The organism is Streptomyces sp. NPDC059875, assembly GCF_042731085.1.
Taxonomy (GTDB): domain Bacteria; phylum Actinomycetota; class Actinomycetes; order Streptomycetales; family Streptomycetaceae; genus Streptomyces.
The window spans coordinates 306405-328649 of sequence record NZ_JBHWJZ010000005.1 but is presented as its reverse complement, the minus strand read 5'-3'; the positions used below and the strand labels follow the sequence as shown (position 1 = coordinate 328649).

Annotated in this window: 25 protein-coding genes; 13 read left to right on the top strand and 12 right to left on the bottom strand. The window is 71.0% G+C overall.

The annotated features are described in order from the left end of the window. The first annotated feature begins 191 nt into the window (after window positions 1–191). Window positions 192–884, top strand: coding sequence for a TerB family tellurite resistance protein (locus ACFV9D_RS09060; protein ID WP_385143179.1), 693 nt, complete (start codon window positions 192–194; stop codon window positions 882–884). Between the two features lie 4 nt (window positions 885–888). Here the strand turns inward: ACFV9D_RS09060 and ACFV9D_RS09055 are convergent, their stop codons facing one another. Both ACFV9D_RS09055 and ACFV9D_RS09050 read right to left on the bottom strand, forming a co-directional pair. After that, the gene (locus ACFV9D_RS09055; RefSeq protein WP_385143176.1) at window positions 889–2283 is read right to left on the bottom strand and encodes an FAD-binding oxidoreductase; all 1395 of its coding nucleotides are present in this window, start codon (window positions 2281–2283) and stop codon (window positions 889–891) included. Between the two features lie 84 nt (window positions 2284–2367). Then, complete coding sequence (locus ACFV9D_RS09050; RefSeq protein WP_385143173.1) at window positions 2368–4107, bottom strand: LuxR C-terminal-related transcriptional regulator; 1740 nt, start codon at window positions 4105–4107, stop codon at window positions 2368–2370. 210 nt (window positions 4108–4317) lie between these two features. Between ACFV9D_RS09050 and ACFV9D_RS09045 the strand changes: the two genes are divergently transcribed. The 3 genes from ACFV9D_RS09045 to ACFV9D_RS09035 all read left to right on the top strand — a co-directional run bounded on the left by ACFV9D_RS09045 (window position 4318) and on the right by ACFV9D_RS09035 (window position 8256). Further along, window positions 4318–6369 carry an MMPL family transporter gene (locus ACFV9D_RS09045; protein ID WP_385143170.1) on the top strand — a complete coding sequence of 684 codons (2052 nt, stop codon included), beginning with the start codon at window positions 4318–4320 and terminating at the stop codon, window positions 6367–6369. Between the two features lie 64 nt (window positions 6370–6433). After that, window positions 6434–7603: a sensor histidine kinase gene (locus ACFV9D_RS09040; RefSeq protein ID WP_385143167.1), complete on the top strand. Its 1170-nt coding sequence runs from the start codon at window positions 6434–6436 to the stop codon at window positions 7601–7603. Next, window positions 7600–8256, top strand: a complete 657-nt coding sequence (locus ACFV9D_RS09035) for a response regulator (RefSeq protein ID WP_385143164.1) — start codon at window positions 7600–7602, stop codon at window positions 8254–8256. Before ACFV9D_RS09040 ends, ACFV9D_RS09035 begins: the two co-directional genes overlap by 4 nt. A gap of 71 nt (window positions 8257–8327) precedes the next feature. On the opposite strand, the gene ACFV9D_RS09030 is transcribed toward ACFV9D_RS09035, so the two are convergent. The 4 genes from ACFV9D_RS09030 to ACFV9D_RS09015 all read right to left on the bottom strand — a co-directional run bounded on the left by ACFV9D_RS09030 (window position 8328) and on the right by ACFV9D_RS09015 (window position 11455). Next, the gene (locus ACFV9D_RS09030) at window positions 8328–9701 is read right to left on the bottom strand and encodes an FAD-dependent oxidoreductase (protein ID WP_385143161.1); all 1374 of its coding nucleotides are present in this window, start codon (window positions 9699–9701) and stop codon (window positions 8328–8330) included. A 218-nt stretch (window positions 9702–9919) separates the two neighbouring features. Beyond that, the gene (locus ACFV9D_RS09025) at window positions 9920–10318 is read right to left on the bottom strand and encodes a hypothetical protein (RefSeq protein WP_385143158.1); all 399 of its coding nucleotides are present in this window, start codon (window positions 10316–10318) and stop codon (window positions 9920–9922) included. A 52-nt stretch (window positions 10319–10370) separates the two neighbouring features. Beyond that, window positions 10371–10643, bottom strand: a complete 273-nt coding sequence (locus ACFV9D_RS09020) for a DUF397 domain-containing protein (protein WP_385143155.1) — start codon at window positions 10641–10643, stop codon at window positions 10371–10373. After that, a complete protein-coding gene (locus ACFV9D_RS09015) occupies window positions 10625–11455 on the bottom strand; it encodes a Scr1 family TA system antitoxin-like transcriptional regulator (protein WP_385143152.1) in 831 nt (276 codons plus the stop codon). The genes ACFV9D_RS09020 and ACFV9D_RS09015 overlap by 19 nt, the downstream gene beginning before the upstream one ends. 93 nt (window positions 11456–11548) lie before the next feature. Between ACFV9D_RS09015 and ACFV9D_RS09010 the strand changes: the two genes are divergently transcribed. The 7 genes from ACFV9D_RS09010 (at window position 11549) to ACFV9D_RS08980 (ending at window position 15093) form a co-directional block, all read left to right on the top strand. After that, complete coding sequence (locus ACFV9D_RS09010) at window positions 11549–11815, top strand: hypothetical protein (protein ID WP_385143149.1); 267 nt, start codon at window positions 11549–11551, stop codon at window positions 11813–11815. Continuing rightward, window positions 11812–12027: a hypothetical protein gene (locus ACFV9D_RS09005; RefSeq protein WP_385143146.1), complete on the top strand. Its 216-nt coding sequence runs from the start codon at window positions 11812–11814 to the stop codon at window positions 12025–12027. Before ACFV9D_RS09010 ends, ACFV9D_RS09005 begins: the two co-directional genes overlap by 4 nt. A 49-nt stretch (window positions 12028–12076) precedes the next feature. Then, window positions 12077–12352 carry a type II toxin-antitoxin system Phd/YefM family antitoxin gene (locus ACFV9D_RS09000; protein ID WP_385143143.1) on the top strand — a complete coding sequence of 92 codons (276 nt, stop codon included), beginning with the start codon at window positions 12077–12079 and terminating at the stop codon, window positions 12350–12352. Beyond that, window positions 12345–12806, top strand: coding sequence for a PIN domain-containing protein (locus ACFV9D_RS08995; protein ID WP_385143140.1), 462 nt, complete (start codon window positions 12345–12347; stop codon window positions 12804–12806). The genes ACFV9D_RS09000 and ACFV9D_RS08995 overlap by 8 nt, the downstream gene beginning before the upstream one ends. Window positions 12807–12835: 29 nt before the next feature. Next, window positions 12836–13585 (top strand): DNA repair protein RecO, encoded by a 750-nt coding sequence (gene recO / locus ACFV9D_RS08990; protein ID WP_352187931.1) that lies wholly within the window; start codon window positions 12836–12838, stop codon window positions 13583–13585. Window positions 13586–13603: 18 nt separating this feature from the next. Next, window positions 13604–14449, top strand: coding sequence for an isoprenyl transferase (locus ACFV9D_RS08985; RefSeq protein ID WP_385143222.1), 846 nt, complete (start codon window positions 13604–13606; stop codon window positions 14447–14449). A gap of 95 nt (window positions 14450–14544) precedes the next feature. After that, complete coding sequence (locus ACFV9D_RS08980) at window positions 14545–15093, top strand: YcxB family protein (RefSeq protein ID WP_385143136.1); 549 nt, start codon at window positions 14545–14547, stop codon at window positions 15091–15093. A 107-nt stretch (window positions 15094–15200) separates the two neighbouring features. On the opposite strand, the gene ACFV9D_RS08975 is transcribed toward ACFV9D_RS08980, so the two are convergent. From ACFV9D_RS08975 to ACFV9D_RS08960, 4 genes are read right to left on the bottom strand one after another with little or no spacing between them, the layout of a single operon-like run. Continuing rightward, entirely contained in the window at window positions 15201–15614 is a 414-nt protein-coding gene (locus tag ACFV9D_RS08975; protein WP_385143133.1) for a Fur family transcriptional regulator, read from the bottom strand. A gap of 45 nt (window positions 15615–15659) precedes the next feature. Beyond that, window positions 15660–16565 carry a metal ABC transporter permease gene (locus ACFV9D_RS08970; protein WP_385143219.1) on the bottom strand — a complete coding sequence of 302 codons (906 nt, stop codon included), beginning with the start codon at window positions 16563–16565 and terminating at the stop codon, window positions 15660–15662. 10 nt (window positions 16566–16575) lie between these two features. Further along, window positions 16576–17337 carry a metal ABC transporter ATP-binding protein gene (locus ACFV9D_RS08965; protein ID WP_385143130.1) on the bottom strand — a complete coding sequence of 254 codons (762 nt, stop codon included), beginning with the start codon at window positions 17335–17337 and terminating at the stop codon, window positions 16576–16578. A 23-nt stretch (window positions 17338–17360) separates the two neighbouring features. Then, on the bottom strand, window positions 17361–18365 hold the full coding sequence (locus ACFV9D_RS08960) for a metal ABC transporter substrate-binding protein (RefSeq protein ID WP_385143127.1): 1005 nt from the start codon (window positions 18363–18365) through the stop codon (window positions 17361–17363). 179 nt (window positions 18366–18544) lie between these two features. Between ACFV9D_RS08960 and ACFV9D_RS08955 the strand changes: the two genes are divergently transcribed. Next, window positions 18545–19927, top strand: a complete 1383-nt coding sequence (locus ACFV9D_RS08955) for a glycine--tRNA ligase (protein ID WP_385143124.1) — start codon at window positions 18545–18547, stop codon at window positions 19925–19927. Window positions 19928–20036: 109 nt separating this feature from the next. Here ACFV9D_RS08955 and ACFV9D_RS08950 read toward each other — a convergent pair whose 3' ends face one another. Both ACFV9D_RS08950 and ACFV9D_RS08945 read right to left on the bottom strand, forming a co-directional pair. After that, entirely contained in the window at window positions 20037–20621 is a 585-nt protein-coding gene (locus ACFV9D_RS08950) for a TetR family transcriptional regulator (RefSeq protein WP_385143121.1), read from the bottom strand. Window positions 20622–20653: 32 nt separating this feature from the next. Further along, on the bottom strand, window positions 20654–21679 hold the full coding sequence (locus ACFV9D_RS08945; RefSeq protein ID WP_385143118.1) for an aldo/keto reductase: 1026 nt from the start codon (window positions 21677–21679) through the stop codon (window positions 20654–20656). A 246-nt stretch (window positions 21680–21925) separates the two neighbouring features. Here ACFV9D_RS08945 and ACFV9D_RS08940 point away from each other — a divergent pair, with 246 nt between their 5' ends. Next, window positions 21926–22135, top strand: a complete 210-nt coding sequence (locus ACFV9D_RS08940; RefSeq protein WP_385143115.1) for a DUF6243 family protein — start codon at window positions 21926–21928, stop codon at window positions 22133–22135. Window positions 22136–22245 lie beyond the last annotated feature (110 nt).

The following is a 22245-nucleotide window of genomic DNA, read 5'->3' as shown; positions in this document are numbered from 1 at the left end:
CACGAGATCGCGGCGGCCTTCTCTGCCACCCGTGAGGGTGATGCGGTGGCCGCCGGGAGCCCCTCCTGGCGGCGTCATGTCTCGGCCATGTCCGTGGCGTTCTGTCGACGGGGTGCTGACGCCACATCACAGATGTGGCTAACATCACGCCCACGTCGGCAATGTTGCCGGTTCGTTAAGGGAGGTGCGGCATGCGGTCTGCCCGGGAGTCACGTAGTCGAAAAGTGGGCATCTGCGGCATTCGTACCGCCTGGAACACCGTAGGGGACGGCGAGTTCTTCTGCGAGGAGTGCGGCGGCGACCGCAATTACCGGCGCCGCACCGGCCGTCGGCGCTTCGCCGTCCTGGGCGTCCCCGTGCTGCCCCGCGGCCACGCCGGGCCCGTCGTCGAATGCGCCGCCTGTCACACCCACTTCGGCACCGACGTCCTCGACCACCCGACGACGAGCCGCTTCTCCGCCATGCTGCGGGACGCCGTGCACACCGTCGCCCTCGCCGTCCTCGCGGCCGGCGGCACCTCCTCCCGTACGGCGGTGGACACCGCGGTCGCGGCGGTCCGCGCCGCCGGATTCGACGAGTGCACCGGCATCCAGCTCACCGACCTCGTCGAGGCGCTGGAGGCCGACACCGGCCGCTTCCTGCCCGACGAGGGCAGTGGGGGCGCGGCGCTGGCGATCGAACTCCACGAGGCCCTGGAGCCGCTCACCCCGCACCTGGCCGCCTCCGGGCGCGAATCGATCCTGCTCCAGGGAGCCAGGATCGCTCTCGCGGACGGGGCGTACAGCCCGGCGGAACGGGACGTGCTCAACACGGTCGGCAACGCGCTGGCGCTGTGCGCCGACGACACCGCCCGGCTGCTCGCCACCGCCAGGACGCTGCTCTGAGGGCCTACGGCTCGATGTTGTGGTTGAGGCGGAACAGGTTGTCGGGGTCGTAGCGACGCTTCACCGTCCGCAACCGGTCGTAGTTCTGCCGGTAGTTGGCCCGGACGCGGTCCTGGTCGTCGGTGTCCATGAAGTTGACGTAGCCGGCCTCCTCGGTGTGCGGCCGCAGGGCCTCGTAGTACGCCCGCGTCCAGGCGATGTTCGCCTCGTTGTCGGCGGGGTCCGTGTGCGTCGTGCCGAACGCGGCCGAGAAACAGGCGTCGCGGTAGGCGAAGGCCGTGTCCTCGGGGCCGACGCGGTGGCACGCGCCGTCGATCGGGAAGACGGCCGTGTCGCTCTCCATCGAGGGCAGCGTCGCCCCGTAGCGCATGTGCACGTCGATGGCGCCGTCGCTGAGATCGCGGCTGAAGTTCCCCTTCCAGTAGTGGTAGAGACCCGGTGGCAGCTGCTCGTCGAAGAGCGTATTGATCACCGGGTACGGCATCCGTTCCAGGAACCTGCCGATGACGGGGCCCATCTCGTCGAGGAGGGCGAGTACCTTCTCGTCCTCGCCGGATGGGCCGCTGAAGCAGGTCATCAGGCCGCAGATCGGGCGGCCGTGCCAGCGTTCCGGCAGGAACGGCAGGTCGGGGCCGAGCGCGATGACGAAGATCGTGTTGAGCTCCTCGGGGGCGTCGGCGGTCATGTCGCGCCAGCGCCGGGCCACCTCCGCGTCGAGCGGATAGAAGGCGACGCCGCCCAGGATGTCCGAGACCGGGTGCAGGCGGTAGACGAACGACGTGACGACGCCGAAGTTGCCTCCTCCGCCGCGCAGCGCCCAGAACAGGTCCGGGTGCCGTTCGGCGTCGCAGGTGACGAGGGCGCCCTCGGCGGTGACGACATCGGCCTGGACGAGGTTGTCGCAGCTCAGTCCGTAGCGGCGGGCCAGGTTGCCCATCCCGCCGCCGAGGGTGAGTCCGGCGATGCCGGTGGTGGAGACGACCCCGCCGGTGGTGGCCAGGCCGAAGGCGTGCGTGGCGTGGTTGAAGTCGCCCCAGGTGCAGCCGCCTTCCGCGCGGGCCGTACGGGTCACGGGGTCGACGCGAACCGAACGCATCCGGGACAGGTCGACGACGAGCCCGTCGTCGACCGTGCCGTAGCCGGCGACGGCATGGCTGCCGCCGCGGACCGCGAGCGGCAGCGCGTGGTCCCGGGCGAAGAGGACCCCGGCGATCACGTCGCCCGCGTCCGCGGCCCGGACGACGACGGCCGGTCGGCGGTCGTGGATGGCGTTGTAGACACGGCGGGCCTCCTCGTACGACGGGTCGCCGGGGACGACGACATCGCCGCGGACGGCGCCGCGCAGGGTGTCGAGTGATTCGAGCGGGACTTCGGTGGTGAGCGTGTCGGTGGTGTTCATGAACCCGTTCTAGGCCGCGAACCCAGGCGCGGGCATCGCCGGAACCACCCACATCGGGGAGGGGGCGGGCATGGGCGAAACGGCCTAGGCCCGGGTGGGAACCAGACCGTGCGCGTAGGCGTAGGCCGTGGCGGCGGTACGGGAGGTCACGTCCAGCTTGGCGAAGATGTTGTTGAGGTGCCGGGCGACCGTGTGCTCGCTGATCACCAGTGCCTGGGCGATGTCCCTGTTCGTGCCTCCCTCCGCGACCAGCCGCAGCACCTCCGCCTCCCGGGCGGTCAGGCCACCGGGCGTCGGCCGGCGCCGCCCCGTCAGCAGGGCCGCCGCGCGGCGCGCGTCGGGGAGGGCGCCCAGCTGCTCGAACGTCGTCCGGGCGGCCGCCAGCTCCAGCCGGGCCGCCTCCTCGTCGCCCGCGGCGCGGTCGGCGGCGGCGAGCAGCATCCGTACCTGCGCGGCCTCGTACGGGACGCGCAGCGCCAGCCAGCCGGCCAAGGCCCGGCGGAGCGGAGGCAGGGCCGGCTCGTGCCGGGCGAGCGCGAGGGCGCCGCGGGCGGTGTCGGCCATGGCGCTCAGGAGCGGCGCCCCGCCGGAGAGCGCCTCCAGCTCCGCGACCGCCTCGGCGGCACCGTCCGGGTCCCCGACGGCCAGCGCCACCTCCGTCTGCGCGGAGAGCAGCCGGGCCCGGCCGAGGAGGTCGTGACCGGGGTCGCTCTGGCAGGCCAGGGCCAGCTTCAGGCCGGCGACGGCGGCGTCGGCCTTGCCCTGGGCGAGCCGGAGCAGAGCAAGACCCGGCTGCGGGATCCGGCCGAGCTCGTGGGCGTGTGCGTACGAGAGGGCGGCGGAGTCGAGGCGTCCCTGCCGGCGCCGGATCTCCCCGGCCGCGTAGTGCGCCCCTGCGGCGGCCTCCAGGCTGTCCATCAGTACCTCCGCACACACCCGCTGGGCCTCGGCCTCGGCGAGCGCCCAGACCCCGAGCAGATCGAGCACCTCGACATGGTGGATCCGGCACAGGCCCCGGAAGGGGTTGTCGGTGGTCGGTTCGGGGGCGCGGGCGGGCGCGGCGACGGAGGTGGCGGTACCGGTCGTCTTCGACGGACGCGTGTGCTGGGACCAGGGGACCTCGCACCAGGACATCGCCGCGTCCGTCCATTCCACCGCGCGGCCGAAGTCCGCCGCCTCCATGCACTGGGTCAGCGCCAGGCAGAAGAGCCAGCCCGTGAACATGCCGCTCAGCTCGCCCGCCGTGACCGCGCACATCGCGTCGTCGAGGAGGGCCAGGCCCTCCGCCCTGCGGTCGTTCGCGAGCAGTACCGCCGCGTGGGCCTGGCGGCTCAGGGCGATCAGGCCCGGGTCGCCGGATTCGCGGGCGAGGCGCTCCATGCGCCGCGCGGCGGCCAGGGCGGCCTCCGGGTCGTGGTGTTCCTGGGCCTCCTCCGAGTCCGTCCAGGCGAGGAAGCACTGCTCGGGGCAGTCCGGTTCACCCTCCAGGTGGTGCCGGGACCGGTGCAGCCAGCCCGCCGCGGCCGCGTGCCGCCCCAGGCAGCGGTACTCGAAGTACAGCCACCACGCCACCTGCCCCGCCCCGCGGTGGTCGCCCGCCGCCACGTACGCCGCGTGCGCCCGCAGCCGGGCCGCGACCGACTCGTCCACGTGCCCCGCCCACCAGGAGGCGTCCGCGAGGAGGTCCAGGTCCTCGGGGCCCAGCGCGACGGAGGGGTGCCGGTCGGCCTCGCGCAGCAGTGCGTACGCCTCGGCCCACGACTCCCGGGCCGCCGCGTCTCGTGCGCGCTCGACGGCGGGGGCCTCTTCGACGGGGACGGCCATCGCCGCTCACTTCCCTTCCCGGTCCTTCCAGAATATGAGCGCGCGCCGCCCCCGGCCCGTCGGCGCTTCCCGTACTCCCCGGGGAGTAACAGCCGCCGTGCGCCGCCCCCGGCAGTAGCGCCCAACTCGGCCGTCAGCGCGACGAATCCTCCTCCCGGCGACGGGAATCTGGGATCGACCCGAAAGAGGACCGATGGAGGGAGGCCCGCGATGGAGGGCCGTAAGAGGACCGTCGGCTGGGGGGTGCTGGCCCTGTGGGTGATCGTGATCGCCCTCGCCGCACCCCTCGCCGGAAAGCTCGGCGACGTCCAGCGCGACCGCGCCGTCGACTACCTGCCGGCGAGCGCCGACTCGACCCAGGTCGCGAAGATCACCGAGCAGCTGCCCGGTGGAGACTCCACCGACCTCGTGCTCGTCTACCACCGTGACGGCGGACTGACCGCCGACGACAAGGCCACCGCCGCCCGGGAGGTGAAGCAGGTCGCCGCCGAGCACCCGCTCACCTCGACGCCGCAGGCCGTCCCCTCCGAGGACGGCACCACCCTCCTGTACGCCGTGTCCAGTACCGAGCCCGGTACGGACGAAGCGGCCAGGGACGCCTTCGTCCACGACATCCGCGAGACCGTGAGCGGCGAGGTCGGCGGCCCCGGCGCCCTCGCCACGGACGCGAGCGAGGTCTACAACTCCCTCGACGGCCCGCTCCTGTACACGACCGTCGCCGTCGTCGCGATCCTCCTGATCGTCATCTACCGCAGCCCGTTCCTCTGGCTCGTCCCGCTGGTCGTCGCCGGAGTCGCCGACTACCTCTCCATGGCCGTCACCTACGCCCTCCACCAGGGCTTCGACATCAGCGTCTCCGGCCAGAGCACGGGCGTCATGACGATCCTCGTCTTCGGCGCGGGCACCGACTACGCGCTGCTCCTCGTCTCCCGCTACCGCGAGGAACTGCGCCGCACCCCGCGCCCGTACGACGCCATGGCCACCGCCCTGCGCGGCTGCGGACCCGCCGTCCTCGCCTCCTCCGGGACCGTCGCCCTCGGCATGCTCTGCCTGCTCGCCGCCGACATGAACAGCAGCCGGGGGATGGGGCCGACGGCCGCCGTCGGCGTGCTGTGCGCCCTCGTCGCGATGATGACGCTGCTCCCCGCCCTGCTCGTTGTCCTCGGCCGGCGGGTGTTCTGGCCGCTGATCCCGGCGTACGGGAGCGAGCCGAAGGCCGCGCGCCGGTCCCTCTTCGCCGCGATGGGCTCCTCGGCCGGCCGCCGTCCCCTCGCCGTCCTGCTCACGGGCGCCGCCGCGCTGGCCGCCCTCGCGCTCGGCGCGCTGAACCTGCCCGGAGCGCTCAAGCAGGAGGACTCCTTCACCTCCACCCCGGAGGCGGTCGCCGCGATGAAGACGCTGGCCGCCGCGTACCCGGAGATGGGAACCCAGCCGATCACCGTCGTCGCCCCGACGGGCGCCTCCGCCGCGGCCCTGGAAACCGCGCGCGGGACCGAGGGAGTCGCCAAGGCCGAGCGCGGCCGCAGCGGCGGCGGCTGGACGGAGATCTCCGTCGTCGCCGCCCATCCGCCGCAGTCCGCGGCCGAGACCGGGACGATCAGGGAACTGCGCTCCGCGCTCGGCGAAGGCGTGTACGTCGGCGGGCCCAGCGCCGAACAGCTCGACATGACCGACACCAACGCCGGCGACCGGAACATCGTCGTCCCGCTCGTCATCGTCGTCGTCCTGCTCGTGCTGATCGTGCTGCTGCGCAGCCTCGTCGCACCGCTGATCCTGGTCGCCGCGGTCGTCGCCGTCTGGGGCGCGGCCCTCGGCATCGGCGGACTCGTCTTCGAGTCCCTCTTCGGCTTCGAGGGCACCGACCCCGGCCTGGCCCTGCTCTCCTTCGTCTTCCTCGTCGCCCTCGGCGTCGACTACGGCATCTTCCTGATGCACCGGATGCGAGAGGAGTGCCTCAACGGGATGGAGCCGGGCGCCGCGGCCCTCACCGCCCTGCGCACGACCGGCGGGGTGATCGCCTCTGCGGGGCTCGTCCTCGCCGCCACCTTCGGGGTCCTGATCAACATGCCGATGGTGCAACTGGCGGAGCTCGGCTTCGTGATCGCGGTCGGCGTCCTGCTCGACACGTTCCTGGTCCGCACGTACCTGGTCACGAGCGCGAGCGTGCTGCTCGGCCGGAAGGTGTGGTGGCCGGGCCCGTTGGCCAAGACGCCCGCGTCAACGGCCGGTTCAGGGTCCGAGCGGGAGCCCGTACGGGTCTGATCAGGGGCGGGTGGGGGGCTCCCCGGACTGTCAGGAGCCCCCGCCCGAGGGGAGGATGAGCACCATGGACTTCGCAGCGGCTTTCACCCGTGACCCGCAGGCGGCGCCGTACCCGGTGCGGTGCGACGCGACGGCCGCCGCGGGTTTCGCGGTGCTCGCGGCGGTGATCGCGCTCACCGTCGACGACGGCCGGCGGCCGGACGCTCTCGGCTGGGCGCTGCTGCTCGCCGTACACGTCCCGCTGGCCTGGCGGCGCAAGGCGCCCCTGCCGGTGCTGCTCGCCGTGGCGGCCTGCGTCGCCCCGTACCACGGGCTGGACTACATGCATCTGGCGCCGCTGCCGGCCACGATGACCGCGCTGTACACGGTCGCGGCCACCGGCCGTCCGAAGCGCACGGTGATCGTGGGCCTGGCGGTCACGTCCCTCACGCTATCGATGCAGCTCTTCGTCAACCCGCACGAGATGGTGGAGGTGCTGAGGATCTCCGGCTGGGTGATCGCGGTGCTCGTGTTCGGCGCGAGCATCCGCCTCTACCGCCAACTCGTGGCGACCGTGGTGGAGAAGGCCGAGCGGGAGGCCGAACGGAAGGTCACCGAGGAGCGGCTGCGCATTGCAAGAGACTTGCACGACCTCCTCGCGCACTCGATCACCCTGATCGGCGTGCAGACGTCGGTCGCCGCGCACGTCCTGGTCGCCGATCCGGACCGGCTCGACCGGGAGGCGCTCGTCCGGGCGCTCGACGGGATATCCGAGACCTGCCGGGAGGCCCGTGCCGAGGTGCGCACGACCCTGGACGTGCTGCGGGCCGCTCCGGAGGGCCCGTTGCCGGATCTGGCCTCGCTGCCCGATCTCGTACGGTCCTCGGGCGCGGACCTGACGGTACGGACCGGGGAGGCGAAGGTCCCCGCCGCGGTGGGCGCGGCGGCGTACCGGATCGTGCAGGAGTCCCTGACCAATGCCGTCCGGCACGGGGGTCCGGACGGCGGTGTGCGGGTCGATGTCGGGCTGGAGGAGGAGGTGTTGACGGTACGGGTGACGAACGGGGGCGCCGCTTCCGGCGGGCCGGGCGGCTCGGGCGGGACGGGCGGCTCCGGCGGCTCGGGGTACGGGATCCTCGGGATGCGGGAGCGGGCCAGGAGCGTGGGCGGCACACTGAGCGCGGGCCCGCGCGACGGCGGGGGCTTCGAGGTCACGGCGGCGCTGCCGCTCGCGGGGAGGGAAGTGACGGCGTGATCCGGGTTCTGCTGGCGGACGACCAGACGCTCGTCCGGGCGTCGTTCGCGATGCTCGTCGACTCGGCGCCGGACATGGAGGTCGTGGGCCAGGCGGCCAACGGCAAGGAGGCGGTGGAGCTGGCCCGTTCGGCGCGGGCGGACCTGGTGGTCATGGACGTCCGGATGCCCGAGCTGGACGGGATCGGCGCGACGCGGCTGATCGCCGCCGACGAGGACCTGGCCGGGGTGAAGGTGCTGGTCCTGACGACGTACGACACGGACGAGCACATCGTGGAGGCGTTGCGGGCGGGCGCTTCGGGCTTCGTGGTCAAGGACATCCGCCCGGCCGAACTCCTCGCGGCGATCCGGACGGTGGCGGCGGGGGAGTCCCTGCTCTCGCCGGGCCCGACGTCCCGGCTGATAGCCAGGGTCCTCGCGACGCCGGACACGCCGGTGACGGGAGGGCCGGAAGGGCTGTCGGACCGCGAACGCCAGGTGCTGGCGCTGGTGGCGCGGGGCCTGAACAACACGGAGATCGCGGAGGCGTTGGGGCTCTCACCGCTCACGGCGAAGACCCATGTCAGCCGGATCATGGGGAAGCTGGGGGCGCGGGACCGGGCCCAACTGGTCATCGTCGCGTACGAGTCGGGCCTGGCGGTCCCGGGCCGCTGAGCGGGGCGGGACGGGCCGGGCCCCGCAGGCGGGTGCCTGCGGGGCCCGGTCGTACGGGGACGGGCTCGGCGTCAGCCGAGGTCGACGCCGCTCGCGCGGAGCATGTCCTCGCGCTCGACGATCTTCACGCGCTCGCGGCCCTGGGGCTCGCCCAGCGCCTTCTCGGCGGCGTCCAGGGCGTACCAGCCCTCCCACGTCGTGTACGTGAGGCCCTTGCCCTCCAGGAAGGCGACGACCGCGTCCGTCTCCGGCGACTCGGGCGTGAGGAGCCGGCCGTTGGCGAAGTCGTCGAGCAGGTTGGCGACCGTCTCGTTGGCGTCGCCCTTGGTGTGGCCGATGAGGCCGACCGGGCCGCGGCGGATCCAGCCGGTGACGTAGGTGGACGCCAGGTGCTCGCCGCCCTCCTCGATGACCCGGCCGCCGGCGTCGGGGACGGTGCCGCTGGCGGTGTCCCAGGGCAGCTTGGGCAGCTCGTCGGAGAGGTAGCCGACGGCGCGGTAGACGGCCTGGACGTCCCAGTCGGTGGTCTGGCCGGTTCCCTTGACGTTGCCGGTGCCGTCGAGCTCGGTGCGCTCGGTGCGCAGCCCGACGACCTTGCCGTCCTCGCCGAGGATCTCGACCGGCGACTCGAAGAAGTGCAGGAAGAGCTTGTGCGGGCGGTCGCCGACATCGCGGATCGCCCAGTTCTCCAGGGTCTTGGCGACCATGTCGGTCTGCTTGTTCTTGCGCCGCTCGGCGATCGAGCCCTCGTCGTAGTCGATGTCCTCGGGGTTGACGATGACCTCGATGTTGGGGGAGTGGTCCAGCTCGCGCAGCTCCATGGGGCTGAACTTGGCCTGCGCGGGGCCGCGGCGGCCGAAGACGTGGATCTCGAAGGCCTTGTTGGCCTTGAGACCGTCGTAGACGTTCGGCGGGATCTCGGTCGGCAGCAGCTCGTCCGCGGTCTTGGCGAGGATGCGGGCGATGTCGAGGGCCACGTTGCCCACGCCGAGGACGGCGACCTTCTCGGCCTCCAGCTCCCAGGTGCGCGGGACGTCCGGGTGGCCGTCGTACCAGGACGCGAAGTCGGCGGCGCCGAAGGAGCCGTCCAGCTCGACACCGGGGATCTTCAGCTCGCGGTCGGCCATGGCGCCGGTCGAGAAGACCACGGCGTCGTAGAAGGCGCGCAGGTCGTCCAGGTGCACGTCGGTGCCGTAGTCGACGTTGCCGAAGAGCCGCACCTGCGGCTTGTCGAGCACCTGGTGCAGGGCGGTGATGATGCCCTTGATGCGCGGGTGGTCGGGGGCGACGCCGTACCGGATCAGACCGAAGGGAGCCGGCATCCGCTCGAAGATGTCGATGGACACGCCCGGCTCGGCGGCGGCCTCGGACTTCAGCAGCGCATCAGCGGCGTAGATTCCGGCGGGGCCGGCGCCGACGATCGCGACCCGGAGAGGGCGGGGCATGTCAGGGTTCCCTTCGCAAGCGACGTGACGACGATGAGTGTCGTCACTTAGGTCACCCTAAATAACGCCTGTCGCGAGCCGGTACCCGCCCCCGGTCTATGGCCCCATAAGATGGACTTATGACTTCCCAAAGGAAGGCTACGCCTCGACGCCGGTGGGCCTTCAGTCGGAGGAGGACCCGCCGGGAATGTGCTTCGCCACGTTGTTGAAGGGCGCGATCAGCAGCCAGATTCCGGCCAGGCAGAGCGGCGGACCCGTCCAGATGTTGTGCAGTCCGGCCAGCGGACCAGGTTCATCAGCCGCAGCCAGTTCCACAACAGCTCGGGATCCCCCGCACCATCGGGCTCGATTCCGGCGGGCGCGTGCCGCGTGCTGCCGCGGTCGGCGACGATCCCGCGGCGCAGCCGACGGGCGGCGCGCCACAGCACCACCACCCACAGCACCCCGAACCCCAGCGCCGCCCCGCCGACCGCCAGCGCCTGCAACTGTCCCGCAGGACTCGGCCGCCACCACAGCAGCGCCCCCGCCATCAGCCCCAGCACCACCCCGGCGCCGGCGGCGAGCCGGGCGGCCGCGACGTAACGCCGCGCGGTCCGTTCCGCCCGCTCCCCACTCACCGTGCGAGGCAGCGCCGCCGGCGCGGTGCGGAGGAGGGGGAGGGGGCAGTCGTCATCTCTTGACCCCGGCCACGAAGGCGGCCCATGCGGCGGCGGGGACGACGAGGGCGGGGCCGGTGGGGTTCTTGGAGTCCCGGACGGGGACGACACCGGGGACGTCGTCGAGGACCTCGACGCAGCTGCCGCCGTTGCCGTCGCTGTAGGAGCTCTTGCGCCATGCGGCGGCGCCGGGGAAGTCGTACGCCACTTCGACGCAGTCGCCGCCGTTGCCGTCGCTGAAGGAGCTCTTCCGCCACTGGGCACCGCTCAGGTCGTACTCGCGCATCGTCTGTGGTCCTCCGCCGCCGATTCGATCAGTGCGAGGGACGCCTCCGGCGACAGAGCGGCGGCCCTGAGCAGATCGTAGGTCTCCTGTGCACGCTTCACCAGGGCAGGATCGCCCAGCAGATTCCCCGAAAACACCGCCTCTGTATAGGCGGTTGGTGGCGCCTCGTCGAACTCCATGAGCTTCAGTGAGCCGGTCATGAGGGCGTACGCTCCGGCGGTTGGCAATACCTGGACCAATGCCCGGCGCTCACGGGCGAGCGCCATGAGGTGGTCCAGCTGCCTGGCCATGACGGCCGGACCACCCACCGAGAGCCGCAGCACGTGCTCATGCAGGATCACCCAATACACCGGGGTTGCAGGGTCCTTGAGCAGCTGCGCCCGATCCAGCCGTCCGCGGACCTTCTCCTCGATAAACGCATCGGAGGCGAGCGGGTTCATGGCCAGTGTGACGGCCCGGGCGTACGCACCGGTCTGCAGCAGGCCCGGCATGAGCGTCGGGGCGAACTCGCAGATCTTCGTCGCTACCGCCTCCAACTCCGCCGCTGCCTCGAAATAACTCGCGTACGGCGACGCGTTGATCAGCTTCCGACACGCCCGTTCGAAAAAACCACCGGTTTGTAGGACGTCGTCGATTCGCTGCGCCACGTCCAGCTGAGGCTTTCGAATTCCCTGCTCGAACTGGCCGATGTATCCCCCGGAAACGAACACCCGCTCGCCCAGCTCCGCCTGCGTTAAGCCCTTCGCCTCCCGCTGCGCCTTCAGCTCCTGGCCGAAGAACGCCCACGTGTCCTGCCGTCTTGCTTTGGCCATGGTTTAACTCCTCGACCCTGCCCCGCAGTTGTAGGACCTGCGCATCTATCGATTCTAGGGATCCGACACCACCCTGGGTGCGGTAAGCGAGAAATGGATTCGGAAAGGGATGCGTTGGTGAAGGAAGACAGCACGCGGTCGACAACGGGGTCCGTGGAAGAAGCGAGTCAGGTGGTGACGGAATTGCGCGAGGCACTCGTACGGGCGGGAATCGTGCTCCCCTCCCTCGGGCTCGACGCCGTCACCCTCGCCTCCGACAGCCCCCGGCCGCTCATCGAATTGGGACGCTGCACGGCGGAAACGGCGCGTCGGCTGGCCGCCGTCGTACTGCCGCCGGGGGAAGAGGGGAGCCGGTCATGAAACTGCCCATCGGGGCGTACGTCGTCGAGATCCGCACCGGGCGTGTGGGCACGGTCATGGGGCACGAGGGCCCGTATGTCCAGCTGCGGCCGCTCGGCGGCGGGCGGGAGTGGGACGCGGAGCCGGAGGGGGTCCGCGAGGCCACCTCGGCGGAGCGCCTCCGCGCCGCGACCGCGCACGCGAACGCGCGCAGCCGAGGCGAGGTGCCGTGAGCGAGGATCGCGAGGGCGCCCGGTGTAGAACGAGTAGTACGCTCGTGTCATGGACAAGAACCAGGACGTGCCTCTGCGGGAACTCAACCAGCAGACCTCGCGGGTCATGGCTCGCGTCGAGGCCGGTGAGACCGTCACGATCACGAAGGACGGCGTGCCGATAGGGGACATCGTGCCGAGGGGAGGCGCCCTCGGCAGGCCCTCGTATCCGTTCAGGACGGATCCCATGGGGATGCTGGAGATCCCGGATCTCGGCGGTCCGGCACTCACCGACGACGAGATCGACGAGACGCTTCGCGGGATGGGCGGTTCGGTCGATGGCTGAGCTTGCGGAGATCCCGGTGGCTGTCGCGGACACCAACGCGCTGTACCGGCTGTTCACCCCGAAGGACGCGCGTCACGCGGCGCACCGGGCGGCGCTCGCCCGCGTCGGCCACCTCGTCATCTCGCCCATGGTGTTGACGGAACTCGATTACCTGCTGACGGAGCGGGTCGGCGCGCGCGCTTCGATGAACGCGCTGGACTTCGTCGCCCGCCAGACCGAGGCGCGGCGGTTCGAAATCCCCGAGATCCAGCCGCACCTGCGTACCGCGATGGCGGTGATGCGCGGCTACGAGGACGCTGCCGGCGGTAAGGGTGTAGGGCTTGCGGACGCCATGAACGTCGCCTTGGCCGCGGCCTTTCACACTGCCGACGTCTTCACGACGGACGCGCACTTCCGGATGATGCGGCCCCTCACCGCGCATCCTGCCTTCCGGCTTCTGCCCGACGACGTCTGAGGCCCTTCCCGTACGGGAGAATGGGCCGCATGAGCCTGTTCCGCGACGACGGCATCGTGCTGCGCACCCAGAAGCTGGGTGAAGCGGACCGCATCATCACGCTCCTCACGCGCGGTCACGGCCGCGTACGCGCCGTAGCGCGCGGGGTGCGGCGCACCAAGTCGAAGTTCGGGGCCAGGCTCGAACCGTTCTCCCATGTCGACGTGCAGTTCTTCGCTCGGGGGAGTGATCTCGTCGGGCGCGGGCTGCCGCTCTGCACGCAGAGCGAGACCATCGCCGCCTACGGCGGCGGGATCGTCACCGACTACGCCCGCTACACCGCCGGGACGGCGATGCTGGAGACGGCGGAGCGGTTCACGGACAACGAGGGCGAGCCGGCCGTGCAGCAGTACCTGCTGCTCGTCGGCGGGCTGCGGACGCTAGCCCGGGGCGAGCACGCGCCCCATCTCATCCTCGACGCCTTCCTCCTGCGCTCCCTCGCCGTCAACGGATACGCGCCGAGCTTCGAGGACTGCGCGAAGTGCGGCCTCCACGGACCCAACCGGTTCTTCTCGGTCGCGGCGGGCGGCGTCATATGCGGCGACTGCCGGGTGCCCGGCAGCGTCGTACCCTCTCCGGAGGCCATCGGCCTGCTCAGCGCGCTGCTCACCGGCGACTGGGCGACTGCGGACGCGTGCGAGCCGCGTCACGTCAGGGAGGGCAGCGGGCTGGTGTCCGCCTATCTGCACTGGCACCTGGAGCGCGGCCTGCGCTCCCTGCGGTACGTAGAGAAGAGCTAGGAGACCCATCGCATGGCCATCGCACGACGCGGAATCCTCGGACGGAAGATCCGGGAGTACAAGACCCCGGAGCCGCACCCGTCCGGCGCCCGCCCGCCGAAGCTCCCCGGCGAGCTGGTGCCGAACCACGTCGCCTGCGTGATGGACGGCAACGGCCGCTGGGCCCAGGAGCGCGGGCTGCCGCGCACCGAGGGCCACAAGGTCGGCGAGGGCGTCGTCCTCGACGTGCTGAAGGGCTGCCTGGAGCTCGGGGTCAAGAACCTCTCGCTCTACGCCTTCTCCACGGAGAACTGGAAGCGGTCGCCCGAGGAGGTCCGCTTCCTGATGAACTTCAACCGGGACGTGATCCGGCGCCGGCGCGACGAGATGGACGAGCTGGGCATCCGTATCCGCTGGGTCGGCCGCATGCCGAAGATGTGGAAGTCGGTCGTCCAGGAGCTCCAGGTCGCGCAGGAGCAGACCGTCGACAACGACGCGATGACGCTGTACTTCTGCGTGAACTACGGCGGTCGTGCCGAGGTCGCCGACGCGGCGCAGGCCATCGCCCGTGACGTCGCCGCCGGAAAGCTCGACCCGTCGAAGGTCAACGAGAAGACCTTCCAGAAGTACCTGTACTACCCGGACATGCCGGACGTCGACCTCTTCCTCCGCCCGAGCGGCGAGCAGCGCACCTCGAACTACCTGATCTGGCAGAGCAGCTACGCGGAGATGGTGTTCCAGGACGTGCTGTGGCCGGACTTCGACCGCCTTGACCTGTGGCGGGCGTGCGTCGAGTACGCCTCCCGCGACCGCCGCTTCGGCGCGATCCCGGCGGCGGACCGCGCGGCGATGGGCTCGGTCCCGCAGCAGGGCCCGGCGGTCTGACCCGGGCCGTCCGACTCTCCGTCCGACCCAGCCGTCCGGCTGTCCGACCCGGCCGTTACGATCACGGCCTGTCGTCGAGGCACCGGGGAGGGGCCATGGCCGAAGGACCGAGTCCGACAGCGCAGGAGACCGTCGAGCTGGTCTATGTGCCCACCGATGTCGACGTGGCCGACGCGCTGCGCGCGCGGATGCGCAAGACGCCCGGCGGGCGCCGCCTGCGGCTCGTGCTGCTGGCCATCGCGGTCCTGGGCATCGGCCTCCTGGTGCACTCCATCATCCGGCCGGCGACGGACGATCCCATCTCGTCGTCGGCGGGTGCCGTCTTCCTCATCGTGTTCTCCTTCGGGCTGCTCGTGCTCTACCCGGTGATCACGGCGAAGCAGGTCCACCGGATGGTCGCCTCGCAGGGCGAGTTCCGGGCCGTCGTGGACGAGCTCGGGGTGCGCTGGACCTCACGGGACACCGACATGAAGTCCGGGTGGGAGATGTTCCCGCGGTACGTCGAGACGGCCGAGCTGTTCGTCCTGTTCTCCGGCGACAGGAACGGCGTCGGGGTCGGCACGCTGCCCAAGCGAGGTCTGGCCGGTGCCGAGGAGGCCGACCGGCTCCGCGCGATCCTGGACCGGCACATCACTCGGCTCTGAGCCACCCGTGTACGCGAAGGGGCCCGCACCGGATCGCTCCGGTGCGGGCCCCTTCGTACCGCTTGGATCAGTACCGCTCGGTTCGGTACCGCTCGGTTCCGTACCGCTTACTTCTTCGCCGCACACTCCGCGCACGTGCCGAAGATCTCGACCGTGTGCGCCACGTTCACGTACCCGTGCTGGGCCGCGATCGTCTCCGCCCACTGCTCGACCGCCGGGCCCTCCACCTCGACCGCCTTGCCGCAGACGCGGCAGACGAGATGGTGGTGGTGATCGCCCGTCGAGCAGCGGCGGTAGACCGTCTCGCCCTCGCTGGTGCGCAGCGCGTCGACCTCGCCCGCGTCCGCGAGGGACTGGAGCGTGCGGTACACCGTCGTGAGGCCGACCGAGTCGCCGCGGTGCTTGAGCATGTCGTGCAGCTCCTGGGCACTGCGGAACTCGTCCACCTCGTTCAGTGCCGCCGCCACCGCGGCCCGCTGCTTGGTCGAGCGGCCGCGTACGGGGGGTCCTGCCGTCGCCACAGGGGCCTCCTAGAGATTCGTCGCCCCCGCCATTCTGCCAGGCTGCTAGACCGCGGCGTCGTCCGTGGGTCGACGCGTAGCCGGAACGGCCATGTCGCACTCCGCCGGGGACGAGGCCGCGGCCTCCGCAGCCCGGGCGCGGCGCCTGGCCAGGGGCGCCGAGAGCGCCGTCAGGACGATGAAGACGCCGATCGCCAGCAGCACGATGAGCGAGCCCGGCGGCAGGTCCTGGTAGTACGTGGTGACGGTGCCCGTCAGGGTGACGCCGGTGCCGATGACGATCGCCAGGACGAAGGTCGTACGGAACGAGCGGGACAGCTGCTGCGCGGCTGCCACCGGGACCACCATCAGCGCGCTGACCAGGAGCAGGCCGACGACCCGCATCGCGACCGTGACGGTCACGGCGGCCGTGATCGCGATCAGCAGGTTCAGGGCCCGGACCGGGAGACCGGTGACGCGGGCGAACTCCTCGTCCTGGCTGACCGCGAAGAGCTGACGCCGCAGACCGATGGTGACGAGGACGACGAAGGCGGCGAGCACGCTGATCGCGGTGACGTCCTCGTCCGAGACCGTGGAGAGCGATCCGAAGAGGTACGAGAGCAGGTTGGCGTTGGAGCCGCCCCCGACGTGCATCAGCATGACGCCGCCCGCCATGCCTCCGTAGAAGAGCAGCGCGAGCGCGAGGTCGCCGCGGGTGCGCCCGTACGTACGGATCAGCTCCATCAGGACGGCACCGGCGACGGCGACCAGGGTGGCCATCCAGACGGGGCTGGTGTTCAGCAGGAAGCCGAGGCCGACACCGGTCATGGCGACATGGCCGATGCCGTCGCCCATCAGGGCCTGGCGGCGCTGAACGAGGAAGATGCCGACGGCCGGCGCGGTGATGCCGACGAGGACGGCCGCGAGGAGCGCCCGCTGCATGAAGGCGGGTTCGAGGAATTCCATGATCAGGTCAGCTTCCTCAGGTCAGCAGACCCGTGCGGAGCGGCTCACCGGCCGCGTGCGGATGGACGTGGTCGTGGCCGGGCAGAGCGTGCTGGCCGACGGCCTGCGGCGGCGGGCCGTCGTGGACGACGCAGCCGTCGCGGAGGACCACGGCCCGGTCGATCAGCGGCTCCAGCGGGCCCAGTTCGTGCAGGACGAGCAGGACGCTGGTGCCGCTCGCGACCTGCTCGCGCAGGGTGGCGGCGAGGATCTCCTGGCTGGCGAGGTCGACGCCGGCCATCGGCTCGTCCATGATCAGCAGCTCGGGCTCGGAGGCGAGCGCGCGGGCGATGAGGACGCGCTGGTGCTGTCCGCCGGAGAGGGCGCTCACCGAGTCCTTCGCGCGGTCGGCGAGACCGACGAGGTCGATGGCCCGGTCGACCGCGGCCCGGTCGGCCCTGGTCAGCAGGCCGAGCCTCCTGCGGGAGAGCCGGCCGGAGGAGACGACCTCGCGGATCGTGGCGGGCACGCCGGAGGCGGCGGTGGTGCGCTGCGGTACGTAGCCGACGCGCGCCCACTCGCGGAATCGCTTCTGCTCCGTGCCGAACAGTTCGATGGTGCCGCCGGTGAGCGGGACCTGACCGATGACGGAGCGGACGGCGGTGGACTTGCCGGAGCCGTTGGCGCCGAGCAGCGCGACGACCTCACCGCGGTTCACGGTGAGGTCGATGCCGCGCAGGACGGGGCGCGCGCCGAGGGACGCCGTGGCTCCGCGGACGGATATGACGGGCGCGGTCACGGGTGCCTCCTGCTGTGCGTGGGTCACTTCGCGCCGAGGGCCTTCTTCAGCGCGGCGAGGTTGGACTGCATGACCTCGATGTAGTCATCGCCCTTGGACTTGTCCGTGATTCCCTCCAGCGGGTCCAGGACGTCGGTCTCGAGACCGGTGTCCTTCGCGAGGGTCTTCGCGGTCCTGTCGCTGGCGAGCGTCTCGAAGAAGACGGTGGAGACCTTCTCCTTCGCCGCGACGTCCTGGAGTTCCTTCATGCGGGCGGGGCTCGGCTCGGACTCGGGGTCCAGGCCGGAGATGCCCTCCTGGTCCAGGCCGTAGCGCTCGGCGAGGTAGCCGAAGGCGGAGTGGGTGGTGATGAAGGTCTTGGTGGTGGTGTTCTTCAGGCCGGTCTCGAACGCCGTGTCCAGGTCACCGAGCTTCTTCACCAGGGCGTCGGTGTTCTTCTTGTAGTCGGCGGCGTTCGCCGGGTCGGCCTTCTCGAGGGAGGCGCCGACGCCCTTGGCGACCTCGGCGTACTTCACCGGGTCGAGCCAGATGTGCGGGTCGGCACCGGCCTCGGACTCGTGGCCGTGCTCGTCGGCGTGCTCCTCGCCCTCGTGGGCGGCGTGCTCCTCGGCGCTCTCGCCCGCGTGGTCGTGGCCGACCTCGGTGCCGTGGTCCTCGAGCGTGGTGAGGGTGGCGGCGTCGACGGTGTTCTTGACGCCGGCCTGGTCGATCGCCTTGTCGACGGCGGGCTGGACGCCCTTGAGGTACAGGATGTAGTCGGCCTCGCCGAGCTCGCCGATCTGCCTCGGCTTGAGCTCCAGGTCGTGCGGCTCGACGCCCGGCTCGGTGAGCGTGCTGACGGAGACGTGCGCTCCGCCGATCTGCTCGGCCAGGTACTGCATCGGGTAGAACGACGCCACCACGCTGAGCTTGCCGTCGGCGGGCTTGTCGGCTGCGCCCGACGTTCCCGAGCAGGCGGAGAGGGTGACGAGACCGAGGGTGACTGCTCCGGCGACGGCGGTGGTGGGTATCAGGCGGCGTACGTTCATGACACTCATTTTCAACAAAACTGGAAACGATTGTCAATTGTCATATGTGTGGCTCGCCCCACGTTCGGTGGTTTCCTGCGCCGGTCCGCCCGGAGGAGGCCGAACCGATTTGATACAGGGGGTACGGGCGCCGGTAATCTGAAGCATTCGCACTTCGTCGTCGTAATGAAGAGAGCACCGTGGCCGCCGACAAGATCGACACCATCGTCAGCCTGAGCAAGCGCCGTGGCTTCGTCTACCCGTGCAGCGAGATCTACGGTGGTCAGCGCGCCGCCTGGGACTACGGACCGCTGGGTGTCGAACTCAAGGAGAACATCAAGCGGCACTGGTGGCGTTACATGGTCACCTCGCGCGAGGACGTCGTCGGCATCGACTCGTCGGTGATCCTGGCCACCGAGGTCTGGGAGGCCTCCGGCCACGTCGCCACCTTCACCGACCCGCTGACCGAGTGCACCTCCTGCCACAAGCGCTACCGCGCCGACCACCTGGAGGAGGCGTACGAGGAGAAGCACGGCCGCCTCCCCGAGCACGGCCTCACCGACCTCAACTGCCCCAACTGTGGCAACAAGGGCACCTTCACCGAGCCCAAGCAGTTCTCGGGCATGCTCTCCACCCACCTCGGCCCGACCCAGGACTCCGGCTCGGTCGCCTACCTGCGCCCCGAGACCGCGCAGGGCATCTTCACCAACTTCGGCCAGGTCCTGCAGACCGCGCGCAAGAAGCCGCCGTTCGGCATCGCGCAGATGGGCAAGTCCTTCCGGAACGAGATCACTCCGGGCAACTTCATCTTCCGCACCCGCGAGTTCGAGCAGATGGAGATGGAGTTCTTCGTCAAGCCGGGCGAGGACGAGCAGTGGCACGAGTACTGGATGGAGCAGCGCTGGAACTGGTACACGGGCCTGGGTCTCCGTGAGGAGAACATGCGCTGGTTCGAGCACCCGAAGGAGAAGCTCTCCCACTACTCCAAGCGCACCGCCGACATCGAGTACCGCTTCCAGTTCGGCGGCAGCGAGTGGGGCGAGCTCGAGGGTGTCGCCAACCGCACCGACTACGACCTGAAGGCGCACTCCAAGGCGTCGGGCAACGACCTGCTCTACTTCGACCAGGACGCCGGCGAGCGCTGGACCCCGTACGTCATCGAGCCGGCCGCCGGTGTCGGCCGCACGATGCTCGCCTTCCTCCTCGACGCGTACAACGAGGACGAGGCCCCCAACGCCAAGGGCGTCATGGAGAAGCGCACCGTGATGCGCCTCGACCCGCGCATCGCGCCGGTCAAGGTCGCCGTCCTGCCGCTGTCCCGCAACGCCCAGCTGTCGCCGAAGGCCAAGGGCCTCGCCGCCGACCTGCGGCAGAACTGGAACATCGAGTTCGACGACGCCGGCGCCATCGGCCGCCGCTACCGCCGCCAGGACGAGATCGGTACGCCGTTCTGCGTCACCGTCGACTTCGACACCCTGGACGACAACGCGGTGACCGTGCGCGAGCGCGACACCATGAAGCAGGAGCGCGTCTCCCTCGACCAGATCCAGGGCTACCTGGGCAGCCGCCTGATCGGCTGCTGACGGTCGTACCCGCTGTACGCGAAAGCCCCCGGCTCCGGCAGGAGTCGGGGGCTTTCCCGTGGGCGCGGGCCGGTGGACTGGGCGGGCGTGCGGGGTGTGCGTGAAGGGGTTACGCGCGCAGGCCGCGCAGCAGCAGGTCGAGCACCGCGTCGAACTCGGCGTCGATCGTCGGACGCTGCCACTCCGGGGCGTACATCGGGTCGTGGAAGCGGCCGGTCGCGTGGAACAGCGCGCGGGCCGTGGCCGCGGCGTCGGGGGCGGTGAACTCCCCGCTCCGCACGCCCTCTTCGACGATCTCCCGGACCTGTCCGATCAGCACCTCGATGTGCTCCTCGACCACACCGCTGGCCTCGTCGATCAGCACCCCGTACGTGGCGAACAGCTCGGGGTCGTCGCCCGCCTTGTGCCGCTTGGCCTCGAAGAGGCCGGCGAACCAGGCCCGGAGCTTCTCGGCGGCCGGCCGGTCCGAGGTCGCGATCAGCTCGGCGAGCATCACCTCGGCGCGGCTCAGCCACCGCTCGGTCACCGCCTCGCGCAGCGCCGCCTTCGTACGGAAGTGGCGATAGACGCTGCCGTGGCTGACGCCGAGCACCCGGGCCACGTCCACGACCGTCGCCTTCGCCGGGCCGTAGCGCCGCAGCACCTCCTCGGTGGCTTCGAGGATGCGCTCTGCGGTCAGGGTCTCGGTGGGCATGGGATGACAGTACCTGTCAGCCGAATGCCAGGTCAGTGCTCGCTGTCCAGGTGGGCCATCTGCGCCGCCGGGTAGCGCTCGCCGGCCGCCGCGCCCACCGGGACGGCCTGCTCGATAGCGGCCAGGTCGGCGGCGTCGAGCGTGAGGTCCAGGGAGCCGAGGGCCTCCGCGAGCCGGTCCCGACGGCGGGCGCCGACCAGCGGAACGATGTCGGCGCCGTGCCGGGGGCCCTGGGCCAGCACCCAGGCGATCGCGATCTGCGCGACCGTCACGCCCTTGGCCTCGGCGAGGGCGCGCAGCCGGTCCACCAGGTCCAGGTTCCGGTGCAGGTTGTCCCCCTGGAAGCGCGGGCTCATGCCCCGGAAGTCGCCCGCGCCGAGCTCTCGGTCACGGGTGAAGTGGCCGCTGATCAGGCCGCGCGACAGCACGCCGTACGCCGTGATGCCGATGCCCAGCTCGCGGGCGGTGGGCAGGATCTTCTCCTCGATGCCCCGGGATATCAGCGAGTACTCGATCTGGAGGTCGGCGATCGGGGCGACGGCCGCAGCCCGGCGCAGGGTGTCGGCGCCGACCTCGGAGAGGCCGATGTGCCGGACGTGCCCGGCCTCGACGAGCTCGGCGATCGCGCCGACGGTCTCCTCGATCGGCACGTCGGGGTCGACCCGGGCGATCCGGTAGATGTCGATGTGGTCGGTGCCGAGGCGCTGCAGCGAGTACGCCGCGAAGTTCTTCACCGCGGCGGGCCGGCCGTCGTAGCCGGTGAAGCCGCCTTCGACCGTGCGCAGGGCGCCGAACTTCACGCTGGTCAGGGCCTGCTCGCGGGCGGCCGCGGGGGCCGTGCGCAGGGCCTCGTTGATCAGCAGCTCGTTGTGCCCCATGCCGTAGAAGTCGCCGGTGTCGAGCAGCGTGACCCCGGCGTCGAGGGCGGCGTGGATGGTCGCGATCGACTCGGCGCGGTCGCTCTCGCCGTACAGCGCGGACATGCCCATGCAGCCGAGGCCGAGGGCGGAGACCTGGGGGCCGGTGGTGCCGAGGGAGCGGGTGGGGAGGGAGGTCATGAGGGTCTCCTCGAAAAGGGATCGAAGGGTGACGCATGACAACTATGACATGACGGCTGACAGATTTCAATGTTTGTCATTCGCATGGGGCGTGGAACGGAAAATCTGGTGATCCGGCGTGTCCGGACGAGGTAGCGTCTGAGTCATGTCTTCGTTCTTCCAGATCTACGAGTGAGAGCGCGGCGGGCCTCGACGCCCGCCCCGCCGGACGATCCCCTCACCACTTCTCACCAATGGGAGAACCCCATGGCCAAGGGCCGTAACAACCTCCTCGGCGTCGGCGGACAGCGCAAGAAGCTGTCCCGTGGCGACCAGCAGGGCTCCGTTCAGGGCCGCAGCGCCGACCGCAAGGCCGCTGTCGACCAGAAGCAGGAGCTGCTGAAGAAGATGCGCGAGCGTGCGACGGGCGCCGAGGGCGCCGAGACCGCCGCCGACACCACGGGCGGCCAGGAGTAACCGCAGCCGGTACGAGACGGGGGCCCCGGGGACCAGCGTGGCCCCGGCCCCCCGGCGGCCGCCGCCGCGGAGCAACCCGCGCGCGGCACGCGCACGGGCAGGACCGTGGG